This is a genomic window from Massilia eburnea, from assembly GCF_009720745.1.
GTDB lineage: Bacteria > Pseudomonadota > Gammaproteobacteria > Burkholderiales > Burkholderiaceae_D > Rugamonas > Rugamonas eburnea.
In genome coordinates this window covers 86,026-108,273 of sequence record NZ_WNKX01000018.1, presented here as the reverse complement: position 1 = coordinate 108,273, position 22,248 = coordinate 86,026, and the positions used below count along the sequence as shown (strand labels likewise).

Annotated in this window: 15 protein-coding genes; 10 read left to right on the top strand and 5 right to left on the bottom strand. The window is 63.8% G+C overall.

Translation table 11 applies throughout. The features are described from left to right. Nucleotides 1-25 precede the first annotated feature (25 nt). From GM658_RS20930 to GM658_RS20910, 5 genes are all read right to left on the bottom strand, one after another. Entirely contained in the window at nucleotides 26-2,407 is a 2,382-nt protein-coding gene (locus GM658_RS20930; protein WP_155455996.1) for a beta-galactosidase, read from the bottom strand. After that, nucleotides 2,404-5,550, bottom strand: a complete 3,147-nt coding sequence (locus GM658_RS20925; protein WP_155455995.1) for a glycoside hydrolase family 2 TIM barrel-domain containing protein — start codon at nucleotides 5,548-5,550, stop codon at nucleotides 2,404-2,406. The genes GM658_RS20930 and GM658_RS20925 overlap by 4 nt, the downstream gene beginning before the upstream one ends. Nucleotides 5,551-5,717: 167 nt before the next feature. Beyond that, nucleotides 5,718-6,101 carry a hypothetical protein gene (locus GM658_RS20920; protein WP_155455994.1) on the bottom strand — a complete coding sequence of 128 codons (384 nt, stop codon included), beginning with the start codon at nucleotides 6,099-6,101 and terminating at the stop codon, nucleotides 5,718-5,720. A 10-nt stretch (nucleotides 6,102-6,111) separates the two neighbouring features. Continuing rightward, on the bottom strand, nucleotides 6,112-6,660 hold the full coding sequence (locus GM658_RS20915; RefSeq protein WP_155455993.1) for a TlpA family protein disulfide reductase: 549 nt from the start codon (nucleotides 6,658-6,660) through the stop codon (nucleotides 6,112-6,114). Then, nucleotides 6,657-7,760, bottom strand: coding sequence for a sialidase family protein (locus tag GM658_RS20910; protein ID WP_155455992.1), 1,104 nt, complete (start codon nucleotides 7,758-7,760; stop codon nucleotides 6,657-6,659). The genes GM658_RS20915 and GM658_RS20910 overlap by 4 nt, the downstream gene beginning before the upstream one ends. 198 nt (nucleotides 7,761-7,958) lie before the next feature. Between GM658_RS20910 and GM658_RS20905 the strand changes: the two genes are divergently transcribed. The 10 genes from GM658_RS20905 (at nucleotide 7,959) to GM658_RS20860 (ending at nucleotide 22,247) form a co-directional block, all read left to right on the top strand. Beyond that, entirely contained in the window at nucleotides 7,959-10,610 is a 2,652-nt protein-coding gene (locus GM658_RS20905) for a TonB-dependent receptor (RefSeq protein WP_155455991.1), read from the top strand. A 6-nt stretch (nucleotides 10,611-10,616) separates the two neighbouring features. Then, nucleotides 10,617-11,969 carry an MFS transporter gene (locus GM658_RS20900; protein ID WP_155455990.1) on the top strand — a complete coding sequence of 451 codons (1,353 nt, stop codon included), beginning with the start codon at nucleotides 10,617-10,619 and terminating at the stop codon, nucleotides 11,967-11,969. A gap of 2 nt (nucleotides 11,970-11,971) precedes the next feature. Beyond that, nucleotides 11,972-12,916 (top strand): glycoside hydrolase family 43 protein, encoded by a 945-nt coding sequence (locus GM658_RS20895; protein ID WP_155455989.1) that lies wholly within the window; start codon nucleotides 11,972-11,974, stop codon nucleotides 12,914-12,916. Nucleotides 12,917-12,923: 7 nt separating this feature from the next. After that, nucleotides 12,924-13,916 (top strand): aldose epimerase family protein, encoded by a 993-nt coding sequence (locus GM658_RS20890; protein ID WP_211841906.1) that lies wholly within the window; start codon nucleotides 12,924-12,926, stop codon nucleotides 13,914-13,916. A gap of 86 nt (nucleotides 13,917-14,002) precedes the next feature. After that, the gene (locus GM658_RS20885; protein WP_155455987.1) at nucleotides 14,003-15,742 is read left to right on the top strand and encodes an IlvD/Edd family dehydratase; all 1,740 of its coding nucleotides are present in this window, start codon (nucleotides 14,003-14,005) and stop codon (nucleotides 15,740-15,742) included. 9 nt (nucleotides 15,743-15,751) lie between these two features. Continuing rightward, nucleotides 15,752-16,744, top strand: coding sequence for an AraD1 family protein (gene araD1 / locus GM658_RS20880; RefSeq protein WP_155455986.1), 993 nt, complete (start codon nucleotides 15,752-15,754; stop codon nucleotides 16,742-16,744). After that, on the top strand, nucleotides 16,741-18,312 hold the full coding sequence (locus GM658_RS20875; protein WP_155455985.1) for an aldehyde dehydrogenase (NADP(+)): 1,572 nt from the start codon (nucleotides 16,741-16,743) through the stop codon (nucleotides 18,310-18,312). The genes araD1 and GM658_RS20875 overlap by 4 nt, the downstream gene beginning before the upstream one ends. 22 nt (nucleotides 18,313-18,334) lie before the next feature. Next, the gene (locus tag GM658_RS20870) at nucleotides 18,335-19,102 is read left to right on the top strand and encodes an SDR family NAD(P)-dependent oxidoreductase (RefSeq protein ID WP_155455984.1); all 768 of its coding nucleotides are present in this window, start codon (nucleotides 18,335-18,337) and stop codon (nucleotides 19,100-19,102) included. A 66-nt stretch (nucleotides 19,103-19,168) separates the two neighbouring features. Next, complete coding sequence (locus tag GM658_RS20865; RefSeq protein ID WP_155455983.1) at nucleotides 19,169-20,704, top strand: alpha-N-arabinofuranosidase; 1,536 nt, start codon at nucleotides 19,169-19,171, stop codon at nucleotides 20,702-20,704. A 1-nt stretch (nucleotide 20,705) separates the two neighbouring features. Further along, nucleotides 20,706-22,247, top strand: coding sequence for a glycoside hydrolase family 43 protein (locus tag GM658_RS20860; protein WP_371865200.1), 1,542 nt, complete (start codon nucleotides 20,706-20,708; stop codon nucleotides 22,245-22,247). Nucleotide 22,248 lies beyond the last annotated feature (1 nt).

The window sequence follows — 22,248 nt, the reverse complement described above, 5'->3', positions numbered from 1 at the left end:
CTATATCGATTGGGCATAGCGTCGCTTACTCCCCCGGATCCACCAGCTGCGCCCCGAGATAGGCGTTGAAGCGGCGGATGCGGCCCGTCACCTTGTCGTCGCCCTGGCGCGGCGTATAGCGGATGCCGGCCACTTCGACGGTCTTTTCCAGGTCGATCACCAGGCGGTGCGGATGGCCGGAAGCAATGGTCTTTCCGCCAACGTTGCCAAACGCCGTGTGCCAGAAGTCGCTGGCCTGGCCGTTGATGGCGTTCAGGGCCTGGCCGTCTTCGCGCCGGGCCTCTTCGCTGCTCACGTAGGCGATGGTCCAGGCGCTCTGGTCGATCGGCTTGCCTTTGGCGTCGAGCAGGGAGATTTCGGCCACGGCGGCGTATTGCTTGCCGTCGAAAGCGTCGAGCGATTCGAGGCAGAACTGCCGCCCGCTGACGGGCGTTGGGAAGCGTACGTCCTGGGTGGCGCTGCCGGGCTGGAACTGGCCGCTGTAGGCCGGCGCTACGCCGTCCAGTTTGAGTTTGGCCTTGCTCGGAGGGCGGGGCAGGTCGCGTTCGGGCTGCAGGCGGTCGAGGATTGGCGCTTGCAGCCCGCGCAATTCGGCGCGCTGCGGGCCGGTCAGGTCCAGCACCACGACTTCGTTGCGGCCGCGCTTCAGCCATGGGCCTGGCAGGTACATTGTCTGCGTCGGGCCGATGCTCCAGTAGCGTCCCAGGCAGCGGCCGTTGATCCAGACGACGCCCTGGCCCCAGGCCGACATGTCGAGGAAGGTGTCGGCGGTCTTCGCCGCATCGAAAGTGCCGCGCCAGAAGGCCGGGCCGCGCGTGCGCTGCTGCTTCCATTCAAGCGGCGGCAGCACGCCGTCCGCGTCGAAGTCGATGGCGCGGATTTCCCAGTTTTCCAGTGCGAGCGGGGCGCCGCCCTTGGGCAGGAATTGCACGGGGCCGTGCAGGCCTTTGCGGTCGTGCACTTCCGGGCCGAAATTGACGCGGGCGATGGTGTACAGCAGGATCTCCAGCGTGGCTGGCTTGTCGCGTGCCGGCAAGTCGATGCTGAAACGGCGGTGGCGGGTGTCGAAAGTCCCCGCCAACTTGCCGTCCAGGTGAACCCAGGCCAGGTCGCGCACCTTGGCGGCGGACAGCTTGCCTGCCGGCCCGGCGGGCAGGGTGACGCGGTAGGAAACCAGGCCGCGGCTGATGTCGTACTCTTCGATCGGGCGCGGCGACACGTCGCGCCGCGCTTCCTGCGGCATGCCGGAGAAGACGGAGGCGGATTCCTTGAGGGTGAAAGCGGGAATCGCCATCACCGGCTGGCGCGCAGGTGGCGGCGGCAGCGTTTCGCCAGGCTGCAGGAAGGGCTCGATGCCCTTGCGGTAAGCCTGGAATTTCTCCCCGATCCATCCGGCTTCACCGATCGGTGCATCGTAATCGTAGCTGCTGGTGTCGGGGCGGAACGGCCGGTCGCAGCCTCCCCACAGGCCGAAAGTGGTGCCGCCATGGGCCATGTAGAGGCTGAAGGAGCCGCCCAGTTTCAGCATGTGCTGGATATCCTCCACGGCCTTGGTGGCGGCGCCGCGGCGGTGCGGGTTGCCCCAGGTATCGAACCAGCCGGAATAGTATTCGCCGCACATCTGCGGCCCTTGCTGCACCGCCTGCAGGGCCTTGAAGCCCGAGTCGGGGTCGGTGCCGAAGTTCGCCACTGAGAACAGTTCGGGGATATGGGTTCTGGAGACGGCGTTGGTTGGATTGCACTGGAACAGGGGGACGTCGAACTGGGCGTCGAGCAGAGCCTGGCGCAGGCCGCGCATGTATTCCAGGTCGTCGCTGAAGAAGCCGTATTCGTTCTCGACCTGGACCATCAGGATCGGCCCGCCATGCGTGACCTGCTGCGCACCGAGCACGCGGCCGACTTCGGCCAGCCAGCGCTTGGCGGGCTTCATGAAGGCGTCGTCGCGCGTGCGCAGGAAGGCGTCGCCGCTGTTCTTTTTCAGCAGCCACCAGGGCAAGCCGCCCATCTCCCATTCGGCGCAGGCGTAAGGGCCTGGGCGCAGGATGACCCACAAGCCTTCCTGCTGCGCGAGGCGGCAGAATTCGGCCGCGTCGCGCTGGCCGGACCAGTCGTAGCGGCCTTCGCGCCATTCGTGGTAGTTCCAGAACAGGTAGGCGCAGACGGTGTTCAGGCCCATCGCCTTGATGGCTTGCAGGCGGTGCTGCCAGTATGCGCGCGGGACGCGGGCGAAGTGCATTTCGCCGCAACGTATCTTCAGCGGTTTCCCATCGAGCATGAAGTCGTCCTTGCCGATGCTGAAGCGCGCGCTGGCGGCGGCGTGCACGGTGGCGGACATAGGCAGCAGGGCCGCGCCGGTGGCCGCGGCGGCGCCGGCCAAGACGCGGCGGCGGGTAGGGTTGTGGCTCATTGCACGGTTCCTTGTGGTGCGATGGTGAACTGGTAGCTGGTTGGCTCCAGCTTGACGCGGTACTTCATGTGCGGACGGCCGACCTGGCTCCAGCCGGTGTCGCCGCCAACGCCGGTCTGCACGGCGTCCACCAGCAGGGAGCCGTCGCCGTGCGGGCGGATGTCGGAACTATGCCAGGTGCCGCGTGGGCGCGGGTACAGGTCTTCGTAGGGGAAGGCGAGGGCGTTGACCGACAGCGGCTGCGCACCGCGCAGCAGGATGCCGCTGCCGGCGCCGGACAAGGCCAGCCAGCGTACGCCGGTCTTGTTGCCGCTTTCCTGCGGCCGGATGTAGTTGTGGTACTGGTCGGCCAGCTTGCCGCTGTAGCGCCCCAGCGCGGCGCCGCTGGTGCGGTCGGCGTAGGATTCCTGGGGACCGCGGCCGTACCACTCGACCGTGTCCAGCAAGGAGTTGCTGTCGAAGCGCATGCCGATGCGCAGCGGGTCCGGCAAGTCGCCGCGCAGCGGCGTGAAGGTAGCCATGACTTGCACCACGCCTTTGCTGTCCATGCGGTAGGTGGCGTTCCAGCGCGCGGAGCCTGCGCCGAACACATATTCGACGCGCACACCGTCGGGCAGCAGGTCGATGGCGCGTACGTTGCGCTCTTCGCTGAACTTCTTCCAGATGGTATGCGTCTTGTTCAGGCCCGTGCCCATGTCGTTTTCCGTCATGGCGCGCCAGAAGTTCGGCATGCCGCCGGTCAGCAGCTGCTTGCCGCCGCTGGAGTAGGCCAGCTTGCCGCTGCTGGCGTCGACTGACAGCACCGAGCCGCTGGCACGCAGTTCGAGGCCGCCCTTGGCGCGTACCGGCGCCACCCAGCGCAAGCCGCTGCCGCCGTCGGCGGCGATTGCTGCGGGCGACTGCAGAACGAATTGGGTGAAGCCCAGCACCGTGCCGGCCGGGACGCCGGGGATGGCGCCGTCGCGGGCTTTGGCGCGCAAGGTCAGGACATACTCGTAGCGGGGATCGCGCTCGAAGGCGGGCAGGGTCAACGCCACATCCGCGGAAGATTGCGCGGCAGCGTTGACGCCGGCCAGCGCTGCGCCTGCGACCTGCTTGCCGTCGCGCGCAACCGACCAGTCGAAATCGAAGCGGGAGAGGTCGGCGAAGTCGTAGCGGTTGACCACGCGCAGCTTGCCGGAGGCCGGATCGCCTTCGAATACCACGGGCGAATATACCTTGCGCACTTCGTAGTATTCCGGATCGGGCGTGCGGTCGGCCTGCACCAGGCCGTCGCCCACTTCCGACATATCCTTGCGCGGGTTGGGGCCGTAGTCCTCGCCCTGCGCCCAAAACTCGCGGCCCTGCTTGTCCTTCAGCAGCATGCCCTGGTCGACCCAGTCCCAGATAAAGCCGCCCTGCAGCTTGCGGTGCGCGCGGATCGCTTGCCAGTAGTCTTCGAAGTTGCCGAGGCTGTTGCCCATGGCGTGCGCGTATTCGCACTGGATCATCGGCTGCTTGTAGCGCGGGTCCTGTGCGTAGTCGATCATCTTTTCGATCGGGTCGTACATCGGGGCATAAATGTCGACGTAATCGTTCGGCAGGTGCTCTTCGCCGATGGTGCCGTGGCCAAGATAGCTGACCAGGCGGTCCGGGTCCTGCTCATGCGCCCATTTGGCCGCGCGTTCGAAGTTCGGGCCGGTGCCTGCCTCGTTCCCCAGCGACCAGAAAATCACGCTCGGGTGGTTGCGGTCGCGCTGCACCATGCGGCTGACGCGGTCCAGGTGGGCGATGGCCCACTCCTTCTGGTAGCCCAGCTGGATCTTCTCGCGTTCGGCGGGGTTCTGGTCGCCCTTGCCCATGTATTCGTGCGACTCGATGTTCGCCTCGTCCATCACGTACAGGCCGTATTCGTCGGCCAGGTCGTACCAGCGTGGGTCGTTCGGATAATGCGACGTGCGGACGGCATTGATATTGGCCTGCTTCATCAGCTCCATGTCCTTGCGCATCGTTTCTTCCGAGACGACGTGGAAGGTGTGCGGGTCGTGTTCATGGCGGTTGACGCCCTTGATCATCACGCGCTTGCCGTTGACGCGGAATTCGCCGTCCTTGATTTCGACCGTGCGGAAGCCGACTTTGCTCGAGGTCGACGAGACCAGCGCACCTTTGGCGTCGTGGAATTCGAGCAGCAGGCGGTACAGGTTCGGCGTCTCGGCGGACCATTGGCGTACGCCAGGTATGGTGCCGCGCAGCGTGGTAGCCGGTTTGCCGCCGTTGACGGCGGTTTCCAGCGACAGCACGGGCTTGTCGCCGTCCAGCAGGGTGGCGGTCAGCTTGCCCTGCGCCGCGCCGGTGAATTCCGGCTGCAGCGTGAATTCGCCGTCGCGGTAGGACGCCTTGTCCAGCGTGGCGTGCACGGTGTAGTCGCGCAGGTGCACTTTCGGCTCTGCGTACACATAGACGCTGCGCTCGATGCCGGAAACGCGCCAGAAGTCCTGGTCTTCCAGGTAGGAGCCGTCGGCGAAGCGATACAGCTCGATGGCGATGATGTTGCTGCCCGGGCGCAGGAAGCGGGTCAGTTTGAATTCGGACGGCAGCTTGGAGTCTTCCGAGTAGCCCACGCGCTGGCCGTTGACCCAGATGTAATAGGCCGCGCCGGCGGCGCCGATATGCAGGAAAACGTCGCGCCCATCCCAGTTGGCCGGCAGGTCGAAGTCGCGGCGATAGGAGCCGACTTCGTTCATGCTGTGCAGGATGTAGGGCTGGTTGGGCGGGAAGGGGTAGTCGCTGTTGTTGAAGTAGGGCTGGCCGTAGCCTTGCGCCTGCATCATGCCCGGAACCTGGATGGTTTTCCAGCGGCTGACGTCAAAGGACGGTTTGTAGAATTCGACCGGACGCGATTCCGGGTTGCGGGAGTAGGCGAAGGACCAGGTGCCGTCCAGCGACAGGAAATACTGCGAAGCCGCCTTGTCGCCCTTTAGCGCCAGGTCGCGCCGTTCGAAATTGAAGAAGGTGGTTTTCATCGGTTCGCGGTTCACTTGAACCACTTCCGGTTGCTCCCATTCGGCATACCTGGTTGCGGGAGCTGCGCCGGCAGCGAGGGGAAATGCTGCGGACAATGCGCTGGCCAGGGCCAGCAAGGCTGGGAATCGCGGGGTCGTCATCGGGCATGTCTCGTAGTTATGTGTTGTGGGACGGGATCCGGCAGCACAATCCTACGGTTCACTGCAATAGCTTACCAATGGCTTATTTCGCGGTTCCTATATCGAAAATATATAGGTCGTTGCGGGGCGCCGCCGGGGGCGGCGGCGCCTTGGAATAAGAGCAGGTGTCACGGTGCGGCGGGAGGTCCCCGCGCCTGGTGCGGCAGATGGGATTCGCCATCGTACTGCGCCGCGGTGATGGCGGTCCGAGGACCTGTGAGGTCATGCGGTACGGGGATGGTGGGCTTGCTGAAGCCGGGCGCCATCGCCGGCGCGCCGCATAGCGCGCACTGGACGAAGCAGTCCGCCATCCCATGTTGATCGTCGCCGCCGTGATGCTCCGCGCAGGCGGCGTGGTCCATCATCGGCATCGCAACCTGCGCGGCGGCGGCATAGCCTTGCAGTGCTACGTACAGCAGCAATAGCAGGGTGACGAGGCGGCGGGTGGCACGTTGCGGGAACATGTGTCCATCGTAGCGATGGAGGCGCTGCGCGGCCTTGAACTCGTTCAAGGATTCGCGATCAGCGCATCTTGTCGATCACGGCGGGGGTAATGACGCCGGAATAGGCGACGCGCTGGCCTTGGCCGTCATACCAGTAGCTGCGGGGTTTCTCGCCGCGCCAGCGTGGATCGATGGCGTAGCGCAGGCGTTCCGGCGCCTGGCTGCCGAAACTCCAGGCTTCGGCCAGCAGGTCGATGCCGGACAGGCGCTTCTTCACCATCTGCGCCAGCGCGGCGTCGGAGAGCGGGTCGGTGGTGATAGTGACGATGTCGAAGCCCGGGTTGGCGGCGCGGGCTTTCGACAGCACGTCCAGGCTATGCTGGCAAAATTCGCAATCCATGGACCAGACCAGGACCACGAAAGGCTTGCCTTTGTGGCTGGAGGCGATTTGTTCGGCGCTTTGCGGCTCGAAAGCTTTCAGGGTGCTCTCGGCCCGGCCGGTATTGGCGGCCGGCGCAACGGCGATGCCTGCGTTGGCGGCATTGGCCGGCGCGGAAGCGGCCATGCCGGCGAGGATGGCGACGGCGGCCGCCACGGCGGCTGCGGCGAGGGGATGCATCATCTTCATGGTCTGTCCTCAAGTTTGCGGACGATGATTCCGTCATCGGCGGTGCGCCACAGCAGCCAGAGTTCAGCGCCGCGCCGCATCAGGTGCGGATGGTCGGAAGCGCCTTGCGTGGTGGCGATGGTGGTTTTGCTCCAGGTGGCGCCGCCGTCGGCCGACAGCTGCGCGTTGATGCCGGTCGCCGTGCCATCGAACTCTTTCCAGACAACGGCGACGTGCTGGCCGGCGGCTGCGACTTCGGCGTGCTCGGCCTGGGGGCCTCCCAGGCGCATGATTTGCCCGTTCCCCGAATAGAACACGCCGCCTTCGTCGCCGGCCGCGCTGAACCAGGCCTGGTGGCGCCGGCCCTTGCCGTCGAAGGCTAGCGAGGGGCCGTGGTGCGGGCAAGCGTCGATTTTCCAGCCGTCTTCGGTGGCGCGCGCCGGCGCGGCAGGGCGCCCGTTGGCAGGCAGCCAGGCCACGGCGTGGTCGCGCACATTCGGCACGAAAATCTGGCGCCACATGGCGGCAACCCGTCCGTCCGGCGCCACTGCGGTGGCGATGCGGCAGCATTCGCAGGTGTGGTCGGCCAGCTTGACGTCTTCGCCAAAACTGGCTCCGCCGTCGGTGGAAACGGCGTAGTAGATGGCGATGCCGCGATAGGGGCGCTGCGCAGCCTGGGCTGCGTCGTTGTCGCGCTGGTCCAGCCAGGTGAGGAAAATGCGGCCCTGCGGGTCGACCTGGATGTCGTCGAAGCGGTGGCCGATCGGCGCGCGGTCGCGCTGCACCGTGGCCGGGGCGGAGAAAGTCTCGCCGCCGTCCAGCGAGCGGGTAAAGCGGATATTGCCGGTGTGGTGTTTGGCCAACGCTTGCGTATAGCTCAGATAGAGCTGGCCCTGCGGCCCGAAGGCGATTTTCGGCCGCGCTTCGCCGTTGGCTTCCACCGCCTCCGGCTTGGGCAGGGCCTGGCGCGGCGCCGTCCAGGTGCGCCCTTCGTCGGCGCTCGATTGCAGGACGATGCCGTTGTCGCCGGTGCGCGCTACCCACAAGCGGCCCTGCTGGTCAAAGGCCCCTGAGGTGCCAAGGGTGGAGGCGGCGAGTACCGCTAAGAGAGGTAAGTTCATGTCGGGAAGAAGGCAGGATGGCTCGTTACCTGCATAATCCTGCATCTCGCCTGCCTGTTTCCATGACGCAGATCAACCGGAATGACATATCAATTTTGATATCGAACTTTGAAAAAAATTGATTAGTTAGTTCTCAGTGATTTACCTAAGATGAATTCCGGGATTCAGTAGCTTACAAAAACTATAGTCAGGAGACCTATGAAGCGCCAAGCATCCGTGCCTGGGCTGGCTGTGCCTCGCCGCCCGTTTGCACTCAAAGTATCCGTCGCCGCCCTTGCCGGGATCGGCCTGTCCAGCGCCATGCCGTCCTTCGCCCAGCAGGCCAATGAGGGCGAAGTCGCCGTCGTGCAGGTGAGCGGCGTGCGCGCTGCAGCCCAAAGCTCGCTGGACATCAAGCAGAAGGCCGACAACGTCGTCGACTCCATCGTGGCCGACGATATCGGCAAATTCCCGGACACGAACGTGGCACAGACCCTGGCCCGCGTTCCTGGCATCCAGGTGCGCCGCGATGCGGGTGAAGCAAACTCCGTCCTGATCCGCGGCCTGCCGGGCATCGCCACCATGCTGAACGGCCGCGAAATGTTCACCACCACCGGCCGCTATATCCAGCTGGCCGATATTCCGTCCGCCATGCTGCAGCGCGTTGACGTGTACAAGTCGCAAAGCCCTGAACTGGTGGAGGGCGGCATCGCCGGCGTGATCGACGTCCGCACCAACCGTCCTTTCGACTTCAAGGGCTTTACGCTGAGCGCCAACGGCGGCGTAAAAAACCAGGACAAGGCGAAGAAGACCGACCCGGAAGCCAACGGCCTGATTTCAAACCGCTGGAAAACCGAATATGGTGAAATCGGCGCGCTGTTCGGCCTTTCCTATGTACGCAACAACTTCCACGAGGAGCGCAGCTTCAACACCTTCCCGGTGCAGAAGGACTGGCTGCTGCCCAACCTGACCGGCCCTGACCTGGTTGGCCTGCAAGGCATTTACGGCGAGCGCAAACGCACCGCCGAGAACTTCGCCCTGCAATGGCGCCCGAACAAGGACACTGAGATCTACGCCGAAGGCATCTACTCCCGCTACAAGAACAAGGACGAGACGGACTTCTTCGTCGGCCTGCCATGGTGGGCGCCGGGCGACAAGATCAGCGCCACCAAGATCGCCGGCACCGACCAGATCGACGAGCTCACTTCGCACGACGCCAATACCATCCTGTCGACCCAGGCCCGTGCATCGCAGAACACCACCTGGCAGACCGCCATCGGCGCCAAGTGGAACGCCGCGCCCGGCCTGCGCCTGAGCACCGAGCTGGCGCGCACCAAGTCGAAATACGACTGGCGCAACCCGATCCTGGATGCGATGGTCACCGTGCCGGACGTCTTCGTGAAGACCAATCTCAACGGCGGCGCCTTCGTGCGCTACGGCGGCATGGACATGACCGATCCGAAGAACATCTACCTGTTCCAGCTGTTTGACCGTTACGGCAACGACAAGGGCGCATCCACCGACTGGCGCGCCGATGCCAGCTACACGCCGGCATCCGATGGCTTCTTCCAGGAATTCAGCGCCGGCGTGCGCTTCAACAAGCGCAGCGCGGAATCGATCAAGTCCGTGGAAGGCAGCATGGGTGCGCCGGATGCATTCAACCCGTCGACCCGCGTCTCCGTGGCGACCCTTCCAGGCATGACCTGCACCAACCGCGCGCTGTCGGAAGATTACGGCACCGCCTTCTGGTATACCCCGTGCGCCAGCTACCTGCTGAACAACACCAATGACGTGCGCCAGGCGGTCACCGGTTCGTCGGCAGCCAAGGCGCTTGACCAAGGCTCCTTCTTCTCCGTCAACGAGAAGAACTACGCCTTCTACGGCAAGGCGCGCGTGGGCTTCGATATCGCCAGCATTCCGGTGGACGGCGTGTTCGGAGTGCGCGTGACCAAGACCGATTCGGACCTGCTGGGCTACAGCATGGTGAACGGCGTGCCGGTGGCGACGCCGAAGAGCAGCTCCGGCACCGACACGCTGCCGAGCGCTTCGTTCAAGGCGACCCTGCGCAAGGACCTGATCGCGCGCCTGGCCTATGCGAAAACGCTGACCCGTCCTGATTTCTCGCAGCTGAACCCCGGCACCGCCTACGTGAACTCGAACGGCAACACGGTGCAGGCTTCCGCTTCCGGTGGCAATCCAGACCTGAAACCTGTCACCGGCCAGAACGTCGATGCGGCGCTGGAGTGGTACTTTGCCCCGGCGGCGATGGTCAGCGGCACCGTATTCCGCCATAACTTCGACGGCTACATCGTCGGCCGCGCCCAGCCTGAGGTCTATCAGGGCGTGAATTACCTGACCACGCGTCCGTTCAACACCGACAAGGGACACCTGCAGGGCGTCGAACTGTCCTACCAGCAGTTCTACGACAAGCTGCCCGGCTGGCTGAGCGGCATTGGCACCCAGTTGAACTACACTTATATGGAAGGCGGGGTCACGTCGTCTTCCATCGGCCCTGGCGACCTGACTTTCCCGGGCATGTCCAAGAACTCGTATAACATCGTGCTGTTGTATGAGAAGAACGGCATCTCCGGCCGCCTGGCTTATAACTGGCGCTCGAAGTTCGTGCAGGTGTATGGCGACACGTCTGCGATCAAGGGCACGGCGCCGAATCGCGACCTGATCGCTGCGCCAACCAGCAGCCTGGATGGTTCGATCAGCTACAAGTTCACCCCGAACCTGTCGCTGACCCTGACCGGCACCAATTTGCTGAACTTCAAATACGTCGACTACTGGACCGACGCGAACGTGTATCCGCGCGATACCCGCCGCTACGACCGCACTGTCGGCCTGATGCTGAACTGGAAGAACTGATTTACCATGCAAAACCAAAAGATGTCGGTGCTTGAAAAAGCGGGCTTCGGGGCAGGGGATGCGGCGCTCAACGTCGTGATTTCCTCCATGATGCTGATCATTACGTACTTCTACACCGACATCTATGGCTTGCGTACGCAAGACCTGGCGCTGTTGTTCGTGCTGGTGAAGATCGTCGGTGCGGTGGCTGACCTGACCATGGGCCAGATTACCGACCGTTTCACCAGCCGCTTCGGGCGCTACCGTCCCTACCTGCTATGGCTCGCAGTGCCTTATGGCGTGAGCATCCTTTTCGTGTTTTCCACGCCGGACTGGGGCTATGACGCCAAGCTGGTGTGGGCTTATTCCACCTACATCATCATGACGGTGATGACGGCCGGCGTGGGCATTCCCTATATTTCCCTGCCTAGCGCACTGACCAGCGATCCGAAGGAAAGCTTGTCCGCCAATGGCTACCGGCTGTTCTTTGCCAAGATCGGCGCCTTCCTGGTGACGATCGTGGTGCCGCTGCTGTCCGAGCGCTGGGGCGCAGGCAATCCCGCCCACGGCTACCAGATGGCGATGGCGGTGATGGCGGCGCTGGGCGTGGGCTTGTTCCTGTTCTGCTTCTTCACCACGACCGAGCGTGTGCACCATGTCGTGGTGCGCCAGTCGCTTTCCGAACAGCTGAAGGTGCTGATGAAGAATGACCAGTGGCTGATCCTGTGCGGCGTGTGTGTGACGGGCACTATCGGCTACGTGGTGCGCGGCTCGGTGGCGATCTATTACGCCAAGTACTACCTGGGACTGGATACCGTGCAGGTGTCGGCTTTCCTGTCCACCGGCGTGGCGGCGGCCATCCTGTCGATGGTGGCGTCAACCTGGATCACCAAGGTGTATTGCAAGGTCAAGCTGTTCCGCTGGACGCAGCTGGTTGTCGCGGGCATCAGCCTGGCGATCTACCTGCTCGTCAAGCCCGGCGACACGGTCCTGGCGTTCGCCCTGTTCTTCGCGCTGTCCTTCATCGTCGACCTGCATGCGCCGGTGTTCTGGTCGGCCATCGGCGAGACGATCGACTACGGCCAGGTCAAGACCGGCAAGCGCGTCTCCGGCTTTGCTTTCGGCGGCATCTCCGTCTGCCAGAAGGCCGGCATGGCAATCGCCGGCGGCCTGGTGGGCGTGCTCCTGACTTATTTCCACTATGTGCCGAACCAGGCGCAATCCGAAGTCGCACTGAACGGCATCGCCCTGATGCTGTCGGTGATTCCGGGCTTCTTCCACCTGCTTATGGGGCTGTTGATGTTCGCCTATCGCATCAGCGACGAATATTACGGCACCGTGAAGGAGCGCATGAAGTCCCATGGCTATGTAACCGCTTGAATATGCAAAAACTGTCTCCCCTGATCGAGCAGCGCGCCGATCCTTACATCGTCCGTCACAGCGACGGCTATTACTACTTCACCGCGTCGGTTCCGCAATACGACCGCATCGAACTGCGCCGCGCCAGCACCATCGAAGGCTTGCGCGATGCGCCGACCGTGGACGTGTGGCATAAGCCCGATACCGGTGCGTACAGTGAATTGATCTGGGCGCCAGAACTGCACTACAACCAGGGCGCGTGGTACGTCTACTTCGCCGCTGCGCCGAGCCGCGAGATCAAGTACAAGCTGTTCCAGCACCGCATGTACGCCATCCGCAACAAGAGCGCCAATCCGCTGGAAGGCGAGTGGGAGTTCATGGGCCAGGTGGATTCCGGCATCGACACTTTCTGCCTGGACGCGACCACGTTCACCCACAAGGGCAAGCTGTACTACCTGTGGGCGCAAAAGGACAATGCCATCGAAGGCAATTCCAATCTCTATATCGCGGAGATGGAAACGCCGTGGCAGATCAAGGGCAAGCCAGTGATGCTGACCAAGCCGGAATTCGATTGGGAGATCCGCGGCTTCTGGGTCAATGAGGGGCCGTCCGTCCTGCAGCGCAACGGCAAGGTGTTCATCAGCTATTCCGCCAGCGCCACCGACGAGAATTACGCGATGGGACTGTTGTGGGCAGATGCTGATGCGGACCTGCTCGACCCGGCTGCGTGGACCAAGTCGCAGCAGCCGGTGCTGCAGACCTGCTTTGAACACGGTATCTACGGGCCGGGGCACAATAGCTTCACGGTTGATGCGGACGATAACGTGCTGCTGGTGTACCATGCCCGCACTTACACGGAAATCGTCGGCGATCCGCTGTGGAATCCGGACCGCCATACTTTCGTCAAGCCGCTGCGCTGGGATGCGCAGGGAATGCCCGTCTTCGGACGTCCATCTGTTATCGAGTAAGCACAACATGATCCAAAGCGCGCCTTTCGGCCACGCACCGGACGGCACGCCGCTGTCCCTGTTCACCCTGACCAACGCCCAAGGGATGGAGGTCAGGATCACCAATTACGGCGGAACCGTCACCCATATTTTTGCGCCCGACCGCGACGGCAGGCTGGCCAACGTCACGCTGGGCTTCGACACGGCGGCCGAGTACTTCGGCCGTTCGCCTTATTTCGGCGCGCTGATCGGCCGTTGCGGCAACCGCATCGCCGGCGGCCGCTTCACGCTCGACGGCGTGCAGCACCAGCTGTGCGTCAACGACGGCGCCAACCACCTGCATGGCGGCGCCCAGGGTTTCGATAAAGTCGTATGGGGCGCCGCAGTGGAAGGCGAGGCGCTGGTGCTGCGCTACCGCAGCCCGGACGGAGAGCAGGGCTATCCCGGCAACCTGGATGTGCAGGCCCGCTACACCCTGGGCGACGACGGCGCGCTGACGGTCGCCTTCCGGGCAACGACCGACCGCGCCACGCCGGTCAACCTGACCCACCACGCTTATTTCAACCTGGCCGGCGAAGGCAGCATCAACGATCACGAAATGTGGATCGATGCGCCGCATTACACGCCGGTCGATGATGGCTTGATACCGACCGGCGAACTGGCGCCCGTGGCGGGCACACCGTTCGATTTCCGCACGCCGCGCGCCATCGGCGAAACGGTCTACGACCATAACTTCGCCCTTGCCGCCCCCTCGGCCGGGCAGGCCCCCTTGCGCTGCATGGTGCGCGTGCGCGAGCCGCGCTCCGGGCGCCAGTTGGAAGTACTCACTCACCAGCCCGGAATCCAGTTCTACAGCGGGAATTTCCTCGACGGTTCGCTGGGCTTCCCCTACCGCGGCGGCTTTTGCCTGGAACCGCAGCACTTCCCGGATTCGCCCAACCAGCCGCACTTCCCGAGCGTGATCCTGCGCCCTGGCGAGGTGTATGAAAATACGCTGGCGTTCCGCCTTTCCCGATATTGATTTCGGTATTGATACCAACAAATAAGTCATTAGAAATATATTGCTCTGCGCCGTAACATTTCCTCCATCGATAAGCGGAGGAATCCATGTCAGAGACAAAGAAAACGATAAAACTGCGCTCGGCCGAATGGTTCGGGACGCAGGACAAAAACGGCTTCATGTACCGAAGCTGGATGAAGAACCAAGGCATTCCTGACCACGAATTCCGCGGCAAGCCGATCATCGGCATCTGCAATACCTGGTCCGAACTGACCCCTTGCAATGCCCATTTCCGCCAGCTCGCGGAACATGTGAAGAAGGGCATCCTGGAAGCGGGCGGCTACCCGGTTGAATTCCCGGTCTTCTCCAACGGCGAATCCAACCTGCGCCCGACTGCCATGCTGACCCGTAACCTGGCCAGCATGGACGTGGAAGAATCCATCCGCGGCAATCCGATGGACGCGGTCGTGCTGCTGGTAGGCTGCGACAAGACCACCCCGGCGCTGCTGATGGGCGCCGCATCGGTCGACCTCCCGACCATCGTCGTTACCGGCGGCCCGATGCTGAACGGTAAATTGAACGGCAAGGACATCGGCTCCGGCACCGCCGTGTGGCAGCTGCACGAGCAGGTCAAGGCCGGCGAGATCACCATGCACCAGTTCATGTCGGCCGAGGCGGGCATGTCGCGCTCCGCCGGCACCTGCAACACCATGGGCACCGCCTCCACCATGGCCTGCATGGCCGAATCGCTGGGCACGTCGCTGCCGCACAATGCCGCCATTCCCGCTGTCGACGCGCGCCGCTACGTGCTGGCCCATATGTCCGGCATCCGCATCGTGGAGATGGTGTGGGAAGACCTGCGCCTGTCCAAAGTGCTCAAGCGCGAAAACTTTGAAAATGCGATCCGCGTCAACGCCGCCATCGGCGGTTCGACCAACGCAGTGATCCACTTGAAAGCCATCGCGGGCCGCATCGGCGTGCCGCTGGAGCTGGAAGACTGGACCAAGGTGGGCAAGGGCATGCCGACCATCGTCGATCTGATGCCTTCCGGCCGCTACCTGATGGAAGAGTTCTACTACGCAGGCGGCCTGCCGGGCGTGATCCGCCGCATGGGCGAGGCCAACCTGCTGCCTCACCCGGATGCCTTGACGGTGAACGGGAAGACCATCGGCGAAAACTGCGCCGAGGCGCCGATCTACAACGATGAAGTGATCCGCAAGATCGACAACCCGCTGATCGCCGACGGCGGCATCTGCATCCTGCGCGGCAACCTGGCGCCGCGCGGTGCGGTGCTGAAGCCTTCCGCCGCTTCGCCGCACCTGATGCAGCACCGCGGCAAGGCCGTGGTGTTCGAGAACTTCGACCACTACAAGGAACGCATCATTGATCCGGACCTCGACGTGGACGAAAACTCCATCCTGGTGATGAAGAACTGCGGCCCGAAAGGTTATCCGGGCATGGCCGAAGTTGGCAATATGGGCCTGCCGCCGAAGCTGCTGGCCAAGGGCATCAAGGACATGGTGCGCATTTCCGATGCGCGCATGAGCGGCACCGCATACGGCACCGTGGTGCTGCATGTTGCCCCGGAAGCGATGGCCGGCGGTCCGCTGGGCGCTGTGAAAGACGGCGACTGGATCGAACTCGATTGCGCCAACAACAAGCTGCAGCTGGAAATCAGCGACGAGGAAATGAAGGCCCGCCTGGCCGCACGCGCCGCGCAGCAGGAGCCGCCGAAGTCCGGCTACCAGCAACTGTATATCGACCACGTGTTGCAGGCCGACGAAGGCTGCGACTTCGACTTCCTGGTCGGCTGCCGCGGTTCCGCAGTGCCGCGCCATTCGCACTAAGGAGAACTTATGCTGCTCGTACAATTTACCAATGAAGGCGGCGCGCGCCGCGTAGCCGCCCTGGACGGCGATGTACTGCGCGTGCTGGACGGCGTCAGCACGACCTACGAACTGGCGCAGCGCGCCATCGTCCACCTCAAGGGCCTGGCCGAAATGGCGCAAGCTGCGATCGGCGCCACGACCGAAAGCTACGAAGCGGTGGCCAAGGCCGGCCGCATCCTGCCGCCGCTGGACCACGCCGACCCGGCGCATTGCTACGTGACGGGCACCGGCCTGACCCACCTGGGCAGCGCCGATGCGCGCGACGCCATGCACCGCAAGATCGGCGGCGACGTCGAGTCGCTCAGTGATTCGATGAAGATGTTCCGCCTCGGCGTGGAAGGCGGCAAGCCGGCCGAAGGCCAGCGCGGCGTGCAGCCGGAATGGTTCTACAAGGGCGACGGCTCCATCGTGGCCGCCACCGGCCAGGCATTGAGCATGCCCGAATTCTCACTCGATGGCGGCGAAGAGCCGGAGATCGCCGGCCTGTACGTGATCGGCGAAGATGGCCAGCCTTACCGCCTGGGGTACGCAATCGGCAACGAGTTTTCCGACCACGTGACCGAGCGCCAGAACTACCTCTACCTGGCGCACTCCAAGCTGCGCAACTGCGGGCTGGGGCCGGCGCTGCGCGTCGGCGAACTGCCGCAGCATATCGACGGCGTTTCGCGCATCCTCGGCAAGGACGGCGCCGTGCGCTGGCAGAAGACCTTTGTCAGCGGCGAGCAGAATATGTCGCACACCATCGCCAACCTGGAATACCACCACTTCAAGTACGGGCTGTTCTGCCGCCCGGGCGACGTGCATATCCACTTCTTCGGCACCGCCACCCTGAGCTTTGCAGACGGCATTTCCGTGCAGCCGGGTGAAACCTTTGAAGTCGAGGCGCCGGCATTTGGCCCGGCACTGCGCAATCCCCTGCGTGTGCAGGAATCCCGTTACCAGAAAGTGAACCAACTATGACCATTACCGGCGAAGCCCTTATTGGCGGCGTGTCCGTACGCGGAGAGGGCGCCGCTCAGCGCGCCTTCAATCCGGGCACCGAGCAGCAGTTCGGCGAGGAATTCAACGCGGTCAGCGTCGAGCAGGTGAACCAAGCCTGCCGCCTGGCCGGCGCGGCATTCGACACTTTCCGCTCCACCAGCGACGCCGCCCGTGCCGAACTGCTGGACGCAATCGCCCGCAATATCATGGACCTCGGCAGCGAGCTGGTCGAACGCGCCATGGCCGAAACCGGCCTGCCGCAAGCGCGCCTGGAAGGCGAGCGTGCCCGCACCTGCAACCAGCTCAAGATGTTCGCGACCTTGCTGCGCGAAGGCTCGTGGTGCGATCCGCGCATCGACGTGGCGCTGCCAACCCGCACTCCGCCGCGCTCCGACCTGCGCTTCCGCCTGATCGGCGTCGGTCCGGTCGCCGTGTTCGGTGCTTCCAATTTCCCGCTGGCGTTCTCCGTCGCAGGCGGCGATACCGCTTCCGCGCTGGCCGCTGGCTGTCCGGTAGTGGTCAAGGCGCATTCCGCCCACCCAGGGACTTCCGAGCTGGTGGCGCGCGCTGTCGTTGCGGCCGTCGCACAGTGCGGCCTGCCGGCTGGGGTGTTCGCCCTGCTGACCGGCAGCGGCAGCCATATCGGCCAGACGCTCGTCGCCCACCCGGCGATCCAGGCGGTCGGCTTCACCGGCTCGCGTAGCGGCGGCACCGCGCTGATGGCAACCGCCGCGGCACGCAAACAGCCGATTCCCGTCTACGCTGAAATGAGCAGCATCAATCCCGTATTCCTGTTGCCGGAAGCGCTGGCAGGCCGTCCTGACAGCATCGCAGCTGGATTTGCCGCATCGCTGACGCTGGGCGTGGGCCAGTTCTGCACCAATCCCGGCCTGGTGCTGGGCATCGAAGGCCCGGGGCTGGAACGCTTCTGCGCCAGCGCCGCGCAGGCGCTGGGCGGCGTAGCTCCCGGCACCATGCTGAGCGCCGGCATTGCAGGGAGCTACCAGCGCGGCGTGCAAGCGCTGGCCGGCAATGCCGCAGTCGAAACGGTCATCGCCACCATGCATAGCGGCTGCAAGGGCGGCGCGGCACTGTTCCGTACGACGGCGCAAGCCTTCCTCGCGCAACACGCGCTGTCGGACGAGGTATTCGGTCCGGCATCGCTGGTGATCGCTTGCCGCGATATCGACGAGATGATCGCCGTGGCGGAACACCTGGAAGGACAGCTGACCGCCACCCTGCAAATGGCCGACGGCGATGCCGAAGCTGCGCGCAAGCTGCTGCCGGTGCTGGAACGCAAAGCGGGCCGCATCCTGGCCAACGGCTACCCGACCGGCGTCGAAGTGACCAGTGCGATGGTGCACGGCGGGCCATTCCCGTCCACTTCGGACGGCCGCAGCACTTCGGTTGGCACGGCGGCGATTTACCGCTTCCTGCGTGCGGTCTGCTACCAGGACTTGCCGGCAACGCTGCTGCCGCCGGTCCTGCGCGACGAGAACCCGGGCAATACCTGGCGCCGCCGCGACGGCATCCTCGGCCAGCACTAAGAAAAAATAATACGGAGACAAGATGACAATAACGGCCAACTACCCGAGCCTGAAAGGCAAGCGGGTATTCGTGACCGGCGGCGGCACAGGCATCGGCGCCAGCATCGTTGAGGCCTTTGCCGGGCAGGGGGCGCGAGTCGCCTTTGTCGACATCGCAAAGGAAGCCAGTGAAGCGTTGTGCAACGCCGTCGCCGCCAGCGGCGCGGCGCAGCCGCTGTTCCGTTCCTGCGACATCACGGACATTCCCTCGCTGCAGCGCACGATGCGGGAGCTGGCGGCCGAAATCGGCGACTTCGACGTATTGGTGAACAACGCCGCCAACGACCAGCGCCACAGCATCGAGGACGTCACGCCCGAATATTGGGACCAGCGCATCGCCATCAACCAGCGCCCCCTGTTCTTCACATGCCAGGCGGTCTTGCCGGGCATGAAGGCCAAGGGTGGTGGCTCGATCATCAATATCAGCTCGATTTCATGGCACGCCAAAGGCGCGGGATACCCGGTGTATGCCACCGCCAAATCCGCATCGCATGGCCTGACACGCGGCATGGCGCGCGACCTGGGCAAGCACAATGTGCGCGTGAATACCGTCACGCCGGGCTGGGTCATGACGCAGCGCCAGGTGGACTTGTGGGTCGACCAGGCTGCGGAAGAAGAGATCGCGCGCAACCAGTGCCTGCCGGGCAAGCTTCTACCGGACCACATCGCCGCCATGTGCCTGTTCCTGGGCGCGGACGACAGCGCCATGTGCACGGCGCAGGACTTCATCGTCGACGCTGGCTGGGTCTGAGCAGGATCACGAAGCGGCTGAGAGGCGGCTTCGCAGCAGTATTCAAACAATAAACAAGGAGACTAGATGAAAAAGACAATGATCGCCCTGTCGCTGGCCTTCGCCGCGACCAGCCATGCGCAAGCCGCCACCACGGTCAAGATCGACACCGCCAAACCAGGGCCGGTGATCGACAAGGATGTTTACGGCCAGTTCGCCGAACACCTCGGATCCGGCATATACGGCGGCATGTGGGTCGGACCGCAATCGAAGATCCCCAACACGCGCGGCTGGCGCAACGACGTGATCGGCGCGCTGAAGAAGCTGCACGTGCCTTTGGTGCGGTGGCCGGGCGGCTGCTTCGCCGACGAATATCACTGGCGTGAAGGCATCGGCCCGCGCAACAAGCGCCCGGTCAAGGTCAACACCAACTGGGGCGGCGTGGAAGAAAACAATGCCGTCGGTACCCATGAATTCTTTGACCTGGTCGAGCAGATCGGCGCGGATGCCTACGTGAACGGCAACCTGGGTACCGGGTCGCCGCAGGAAATGTCGGAATGGCTGGAGTACATGACCTCCGACAGCAAGTCCTCCCTGGCTGACCTGCGCCGCAAGAATGGACGCGACAAGCCGTTCAAGGTAGCGTACTTCGCGGTTGGCAACGAGGCGTGGGGCTGCGGCGGCAATATGAAGCCGGAATATTATTCCAGCCTGTATCGCCAGACGGTCAGCTTCCTCAAGACGCCACCGGGACAGCGTCCCAAGCTTGTTGCCAGCGGCGGCAACGACAACGACGGCAGCTGGACCGAGGAGCTGAGCAAATCGGCGAAGCATATGACGGACGGCATCAGCTTCCACTACTACACAATCCCGACTGGCAAGTGGGAAGTGAAGGGGGCTGCTACCGGTTTCCCGGCCGACGAATGGTTCTCGACCCTGCAGGCCACCATGCGCATGGAAGACCATATCAGCAAGAACGCCGCGATCCTGGACAAAAACGATCCCGAGAAAAAACTGGGCTTCTATGTCGACGAATGGGGCACCTGGTATGACGTGGAGAAAGGTACCAATGCCGGCTTCCTGTACCAGCAGAACACCTTGCGCGATGCGGTGGTGGCGGCGCTGAACTTCAATATCTTTCACGCCCATGCCGACCGGGTGCGCATGACCAATATCGCGCAGATGGTCAATGTGCTGCAGGCGATGGTGCTGACCGATAAAGAGAAAATGCTGCTGACGCCAACCTATCACGCTTACGAAATGTACGTGCCGTTCCAGGGCGCGACCACGCTGCCGCTGTCGCTGGAAGGCAACCGCAATTTCAGCTCCGGCGGCAAGAGCATTCCCCAGGTGAGCGCCTCGGCAGCGCGCGGCAAGGATGGCAAGGTCTACGTCGCGCTGGTGAATACCAACCCGAACGAGGCGGAAGAGGTGAGTATTGCCGGCGTTGGCGAGGGCAAGGCTAGTGCGCGCGTGCTGACCGCAGCTGCGATGGATGCGCATAACACCTTCGCCAAGCCGGATGCGGTGAAGCCTGCACCAATCGACGTGCAGTCCAGCGGCGGCAAGCTGACCGTGAAGATGCCAGCGAAGTCGGTCGTGGTCGTGGCCGTCGGAGGCTGACGTGGATAATATTTCCGTGCAGCGCCGCACGCTGCTGCGTACCGCGGCGGCCGGCGCGGTGCTGGCAACCATTGGCGGTTGCGGCGGCGGTGGTGGCGCCGGTTCGTCCGGTGCAACCGCGCCGGCGGTAACGCCGCCGGTAACGCCACCGGTCGTTCCGCCGGTCACCACAGTGGCCTTCACCAATGTATCGGTGCATGACCCATCGGTCATCAGGTCCGCCGACACGTACTACGTGTTTGGCTCCCATCTGGCGGCGGCAAAAACCACCGACTGGATGAACTGGACCAAGATCGCCGATGGCGTCAACGCCAGCAACCCGCTGTTCAACAACGTCACCGTGGCTTTGTCGGAGGCGTTGACCTGGGCCCAGACGGATACGCTGTGGGCGCCTGATGTCGCAAAACTGGACGACGGCAAGTTCTACATGTACTACTGCGCCTGCAAGGGCGACTCCCCGCGTTCCGCGCTCGGCGTAGCCGTGGCGGACAAGGTGGATGGTCCTTACGTGAACAAGCAGCTGCTGCTGAAGTCCGGCATGTGGGGCGAAGTCAGCCCGGATGGCACCATTTACGATGCGACCAGGCATCCGAACACGGTGGACCCGAACGTTTTCCGCGACAACAGCGGCAAGCTGTGGATGGTCTACGGCTCCTACTCGGGCGGCATCTTCATCATGGAGATGGACCCGGCCACTGGCTTGCAGAAGCCGGGCCAGGGTTATGGCAAGCACCTCATGGGCGGCAACCATGCGCGCATTGAAGGCGCCTACGTCCTGTATAGCCCGGACAGCAAATACTACTATCTGTTCGTGAGCTTCGGCGGGCTCGATGCAAATGGCGGCTACAACATCCGCGTGGCGCGTTCGCTCAACCCGGACGGGCCTTACGTCGACGCATCGGGCGCCGATATGGCAAACGTGAAGGCCAACCCGGCGCTGCCTCTGTTCGACGACGCCAGTATCGCACCCTACGGCCAGAAGCTGATGGGGAACCATCAGTATGCGCTGGCTGCAGGAGAAACGGGAACGGCCCTGGGCTACGTCTCGCCGGGCCACAACTCGGCCTATTACGATGCTGCGTTAGGCAAATACTTCCTGATCTTCCACACCCGCTTCCCGGGCATGGGCGAAGTACATGAAGTGCGCGTGCACGAGATGTTCGTCAATGCCGACGGCTGGCTGGTGGTGGCCCCGTTCCGCTACGTTCCGCTGTCGAAAAATGCCACGGCGCTGCCGGCGGACGTGGCGGCGGCCGACGTTGCCGGGACCTACAAGGTCATCAACCATGGCAAGGACATTTCGGCGACGATCAAGCAATCGCAAGCCGTCACCCTGGCCGCGGGCGGCGCAGTCACCGGTGCGCTTTCGGGCACATGGACTTACCAGGGCAGCAACAAGGTAAGCATCGCGCTGTCCGATGGCACGACCTACAATGGGGTATTGTCGCGCCAGTGGAATACCAACGCCGATGCCTTCGTAGTGACCTTCACGGTGCAGTCGAATGGCGGCGTTTCGCTGTGGGGCGCGCGTACGGGAAATTAAG

Bases quoted from the DNA above. Each gene is read 5' to 3' on its own strand.
- GM658_RS20930 (WP_155455996.1), bottom strand. From the start codon at position 2,407: ATGAGCCACAACCCTACCCGCCGCCGCGTCTTGGCCGGCGCCGCCGCG.
- GM658_RS20925 (WP_155455995.1), bottom strand. From the start codon at position 5,550: ATGACGACCCCGCGATTCCCAGCCTTGCTGGCCCTGGCCAGCGCATTG.
- GM658_RS20915 (WP_155455993.1), bottom strand. From the start codon at position 6,660: ATGAAGATGATGCATCCCCTCGCCGCAGCCGCCGTGGCGGCCGCCGTC.
- GM658_RS20910 (WP_155455992.1), bottom strand. From the start codon at position 7,760: ATGAACTTACCTCTCTTAGCGGTACTCGCCGCCTCCACCCTTGGCACC.
- GM658_RS20905 (WP_155455991.1), top strand. From the start codon at position 7,959: ATGAAGCGCCAAGCATCCGTGCCTGGGCTGGCTGTGCCTCGCCGCCCG.
- GM658_RS20900 (WP_155455990.1), top strand. From the start codon at position 10,617: ATGCAAAACCAAAAGATGTCGGTGCTTGAAAAAGCGGGCTTCGGGGCA.
- GM658_RS20895 (WP_155455989.1), top strand. From the start codon at position 11,972: ATGCAAAAACTGTCTCCCCTGATCGAGCAGCGCGCCGATCCTTACATC.
- GM658_RS20890 (WP_211841906.1), top strand. From the start codon at position 12,924: ATGATCCAAAGCGCGCCTTTCGGCCACGCACCGGACGGCACGCCGCTG.
- GM658_RS20885 (WP_155455987.1), top strand. From the start codon at position 14,003: ATGTCAGAGACAAAGAAAACGATAAAACTGCGCTCGGCCGAATGGTTC.
- araD1 (WP_155455986.1), top strand. From the start codon at position 15,752: ATGCTGCTCGTACAATTTACCAATGAAGGCGGCGCGCGCCGCGTAGCC.
- GM658_RS20875 (WP_155455985.1), top strand. From the start codon at position 16,741: ATGACCATTACCGGCGAAGCCCTTATTGGCGGCGTGTCCGTACGCGGA.
- GM658_RS20870 (WP_155455984.1), top strand. From the start codon at position 18,335: ATGACAATAACGGCCAACTACCCGAGCCTGAAAGGCAAGCGGGTATTC.
- GM658_RS20865 (WP_155455983.1), top strand. From the start codon at position 19,169: ATGAAAAAGACAATGATCGCCCTGTCGCTGGCCTTCGCCGCGACCAGC.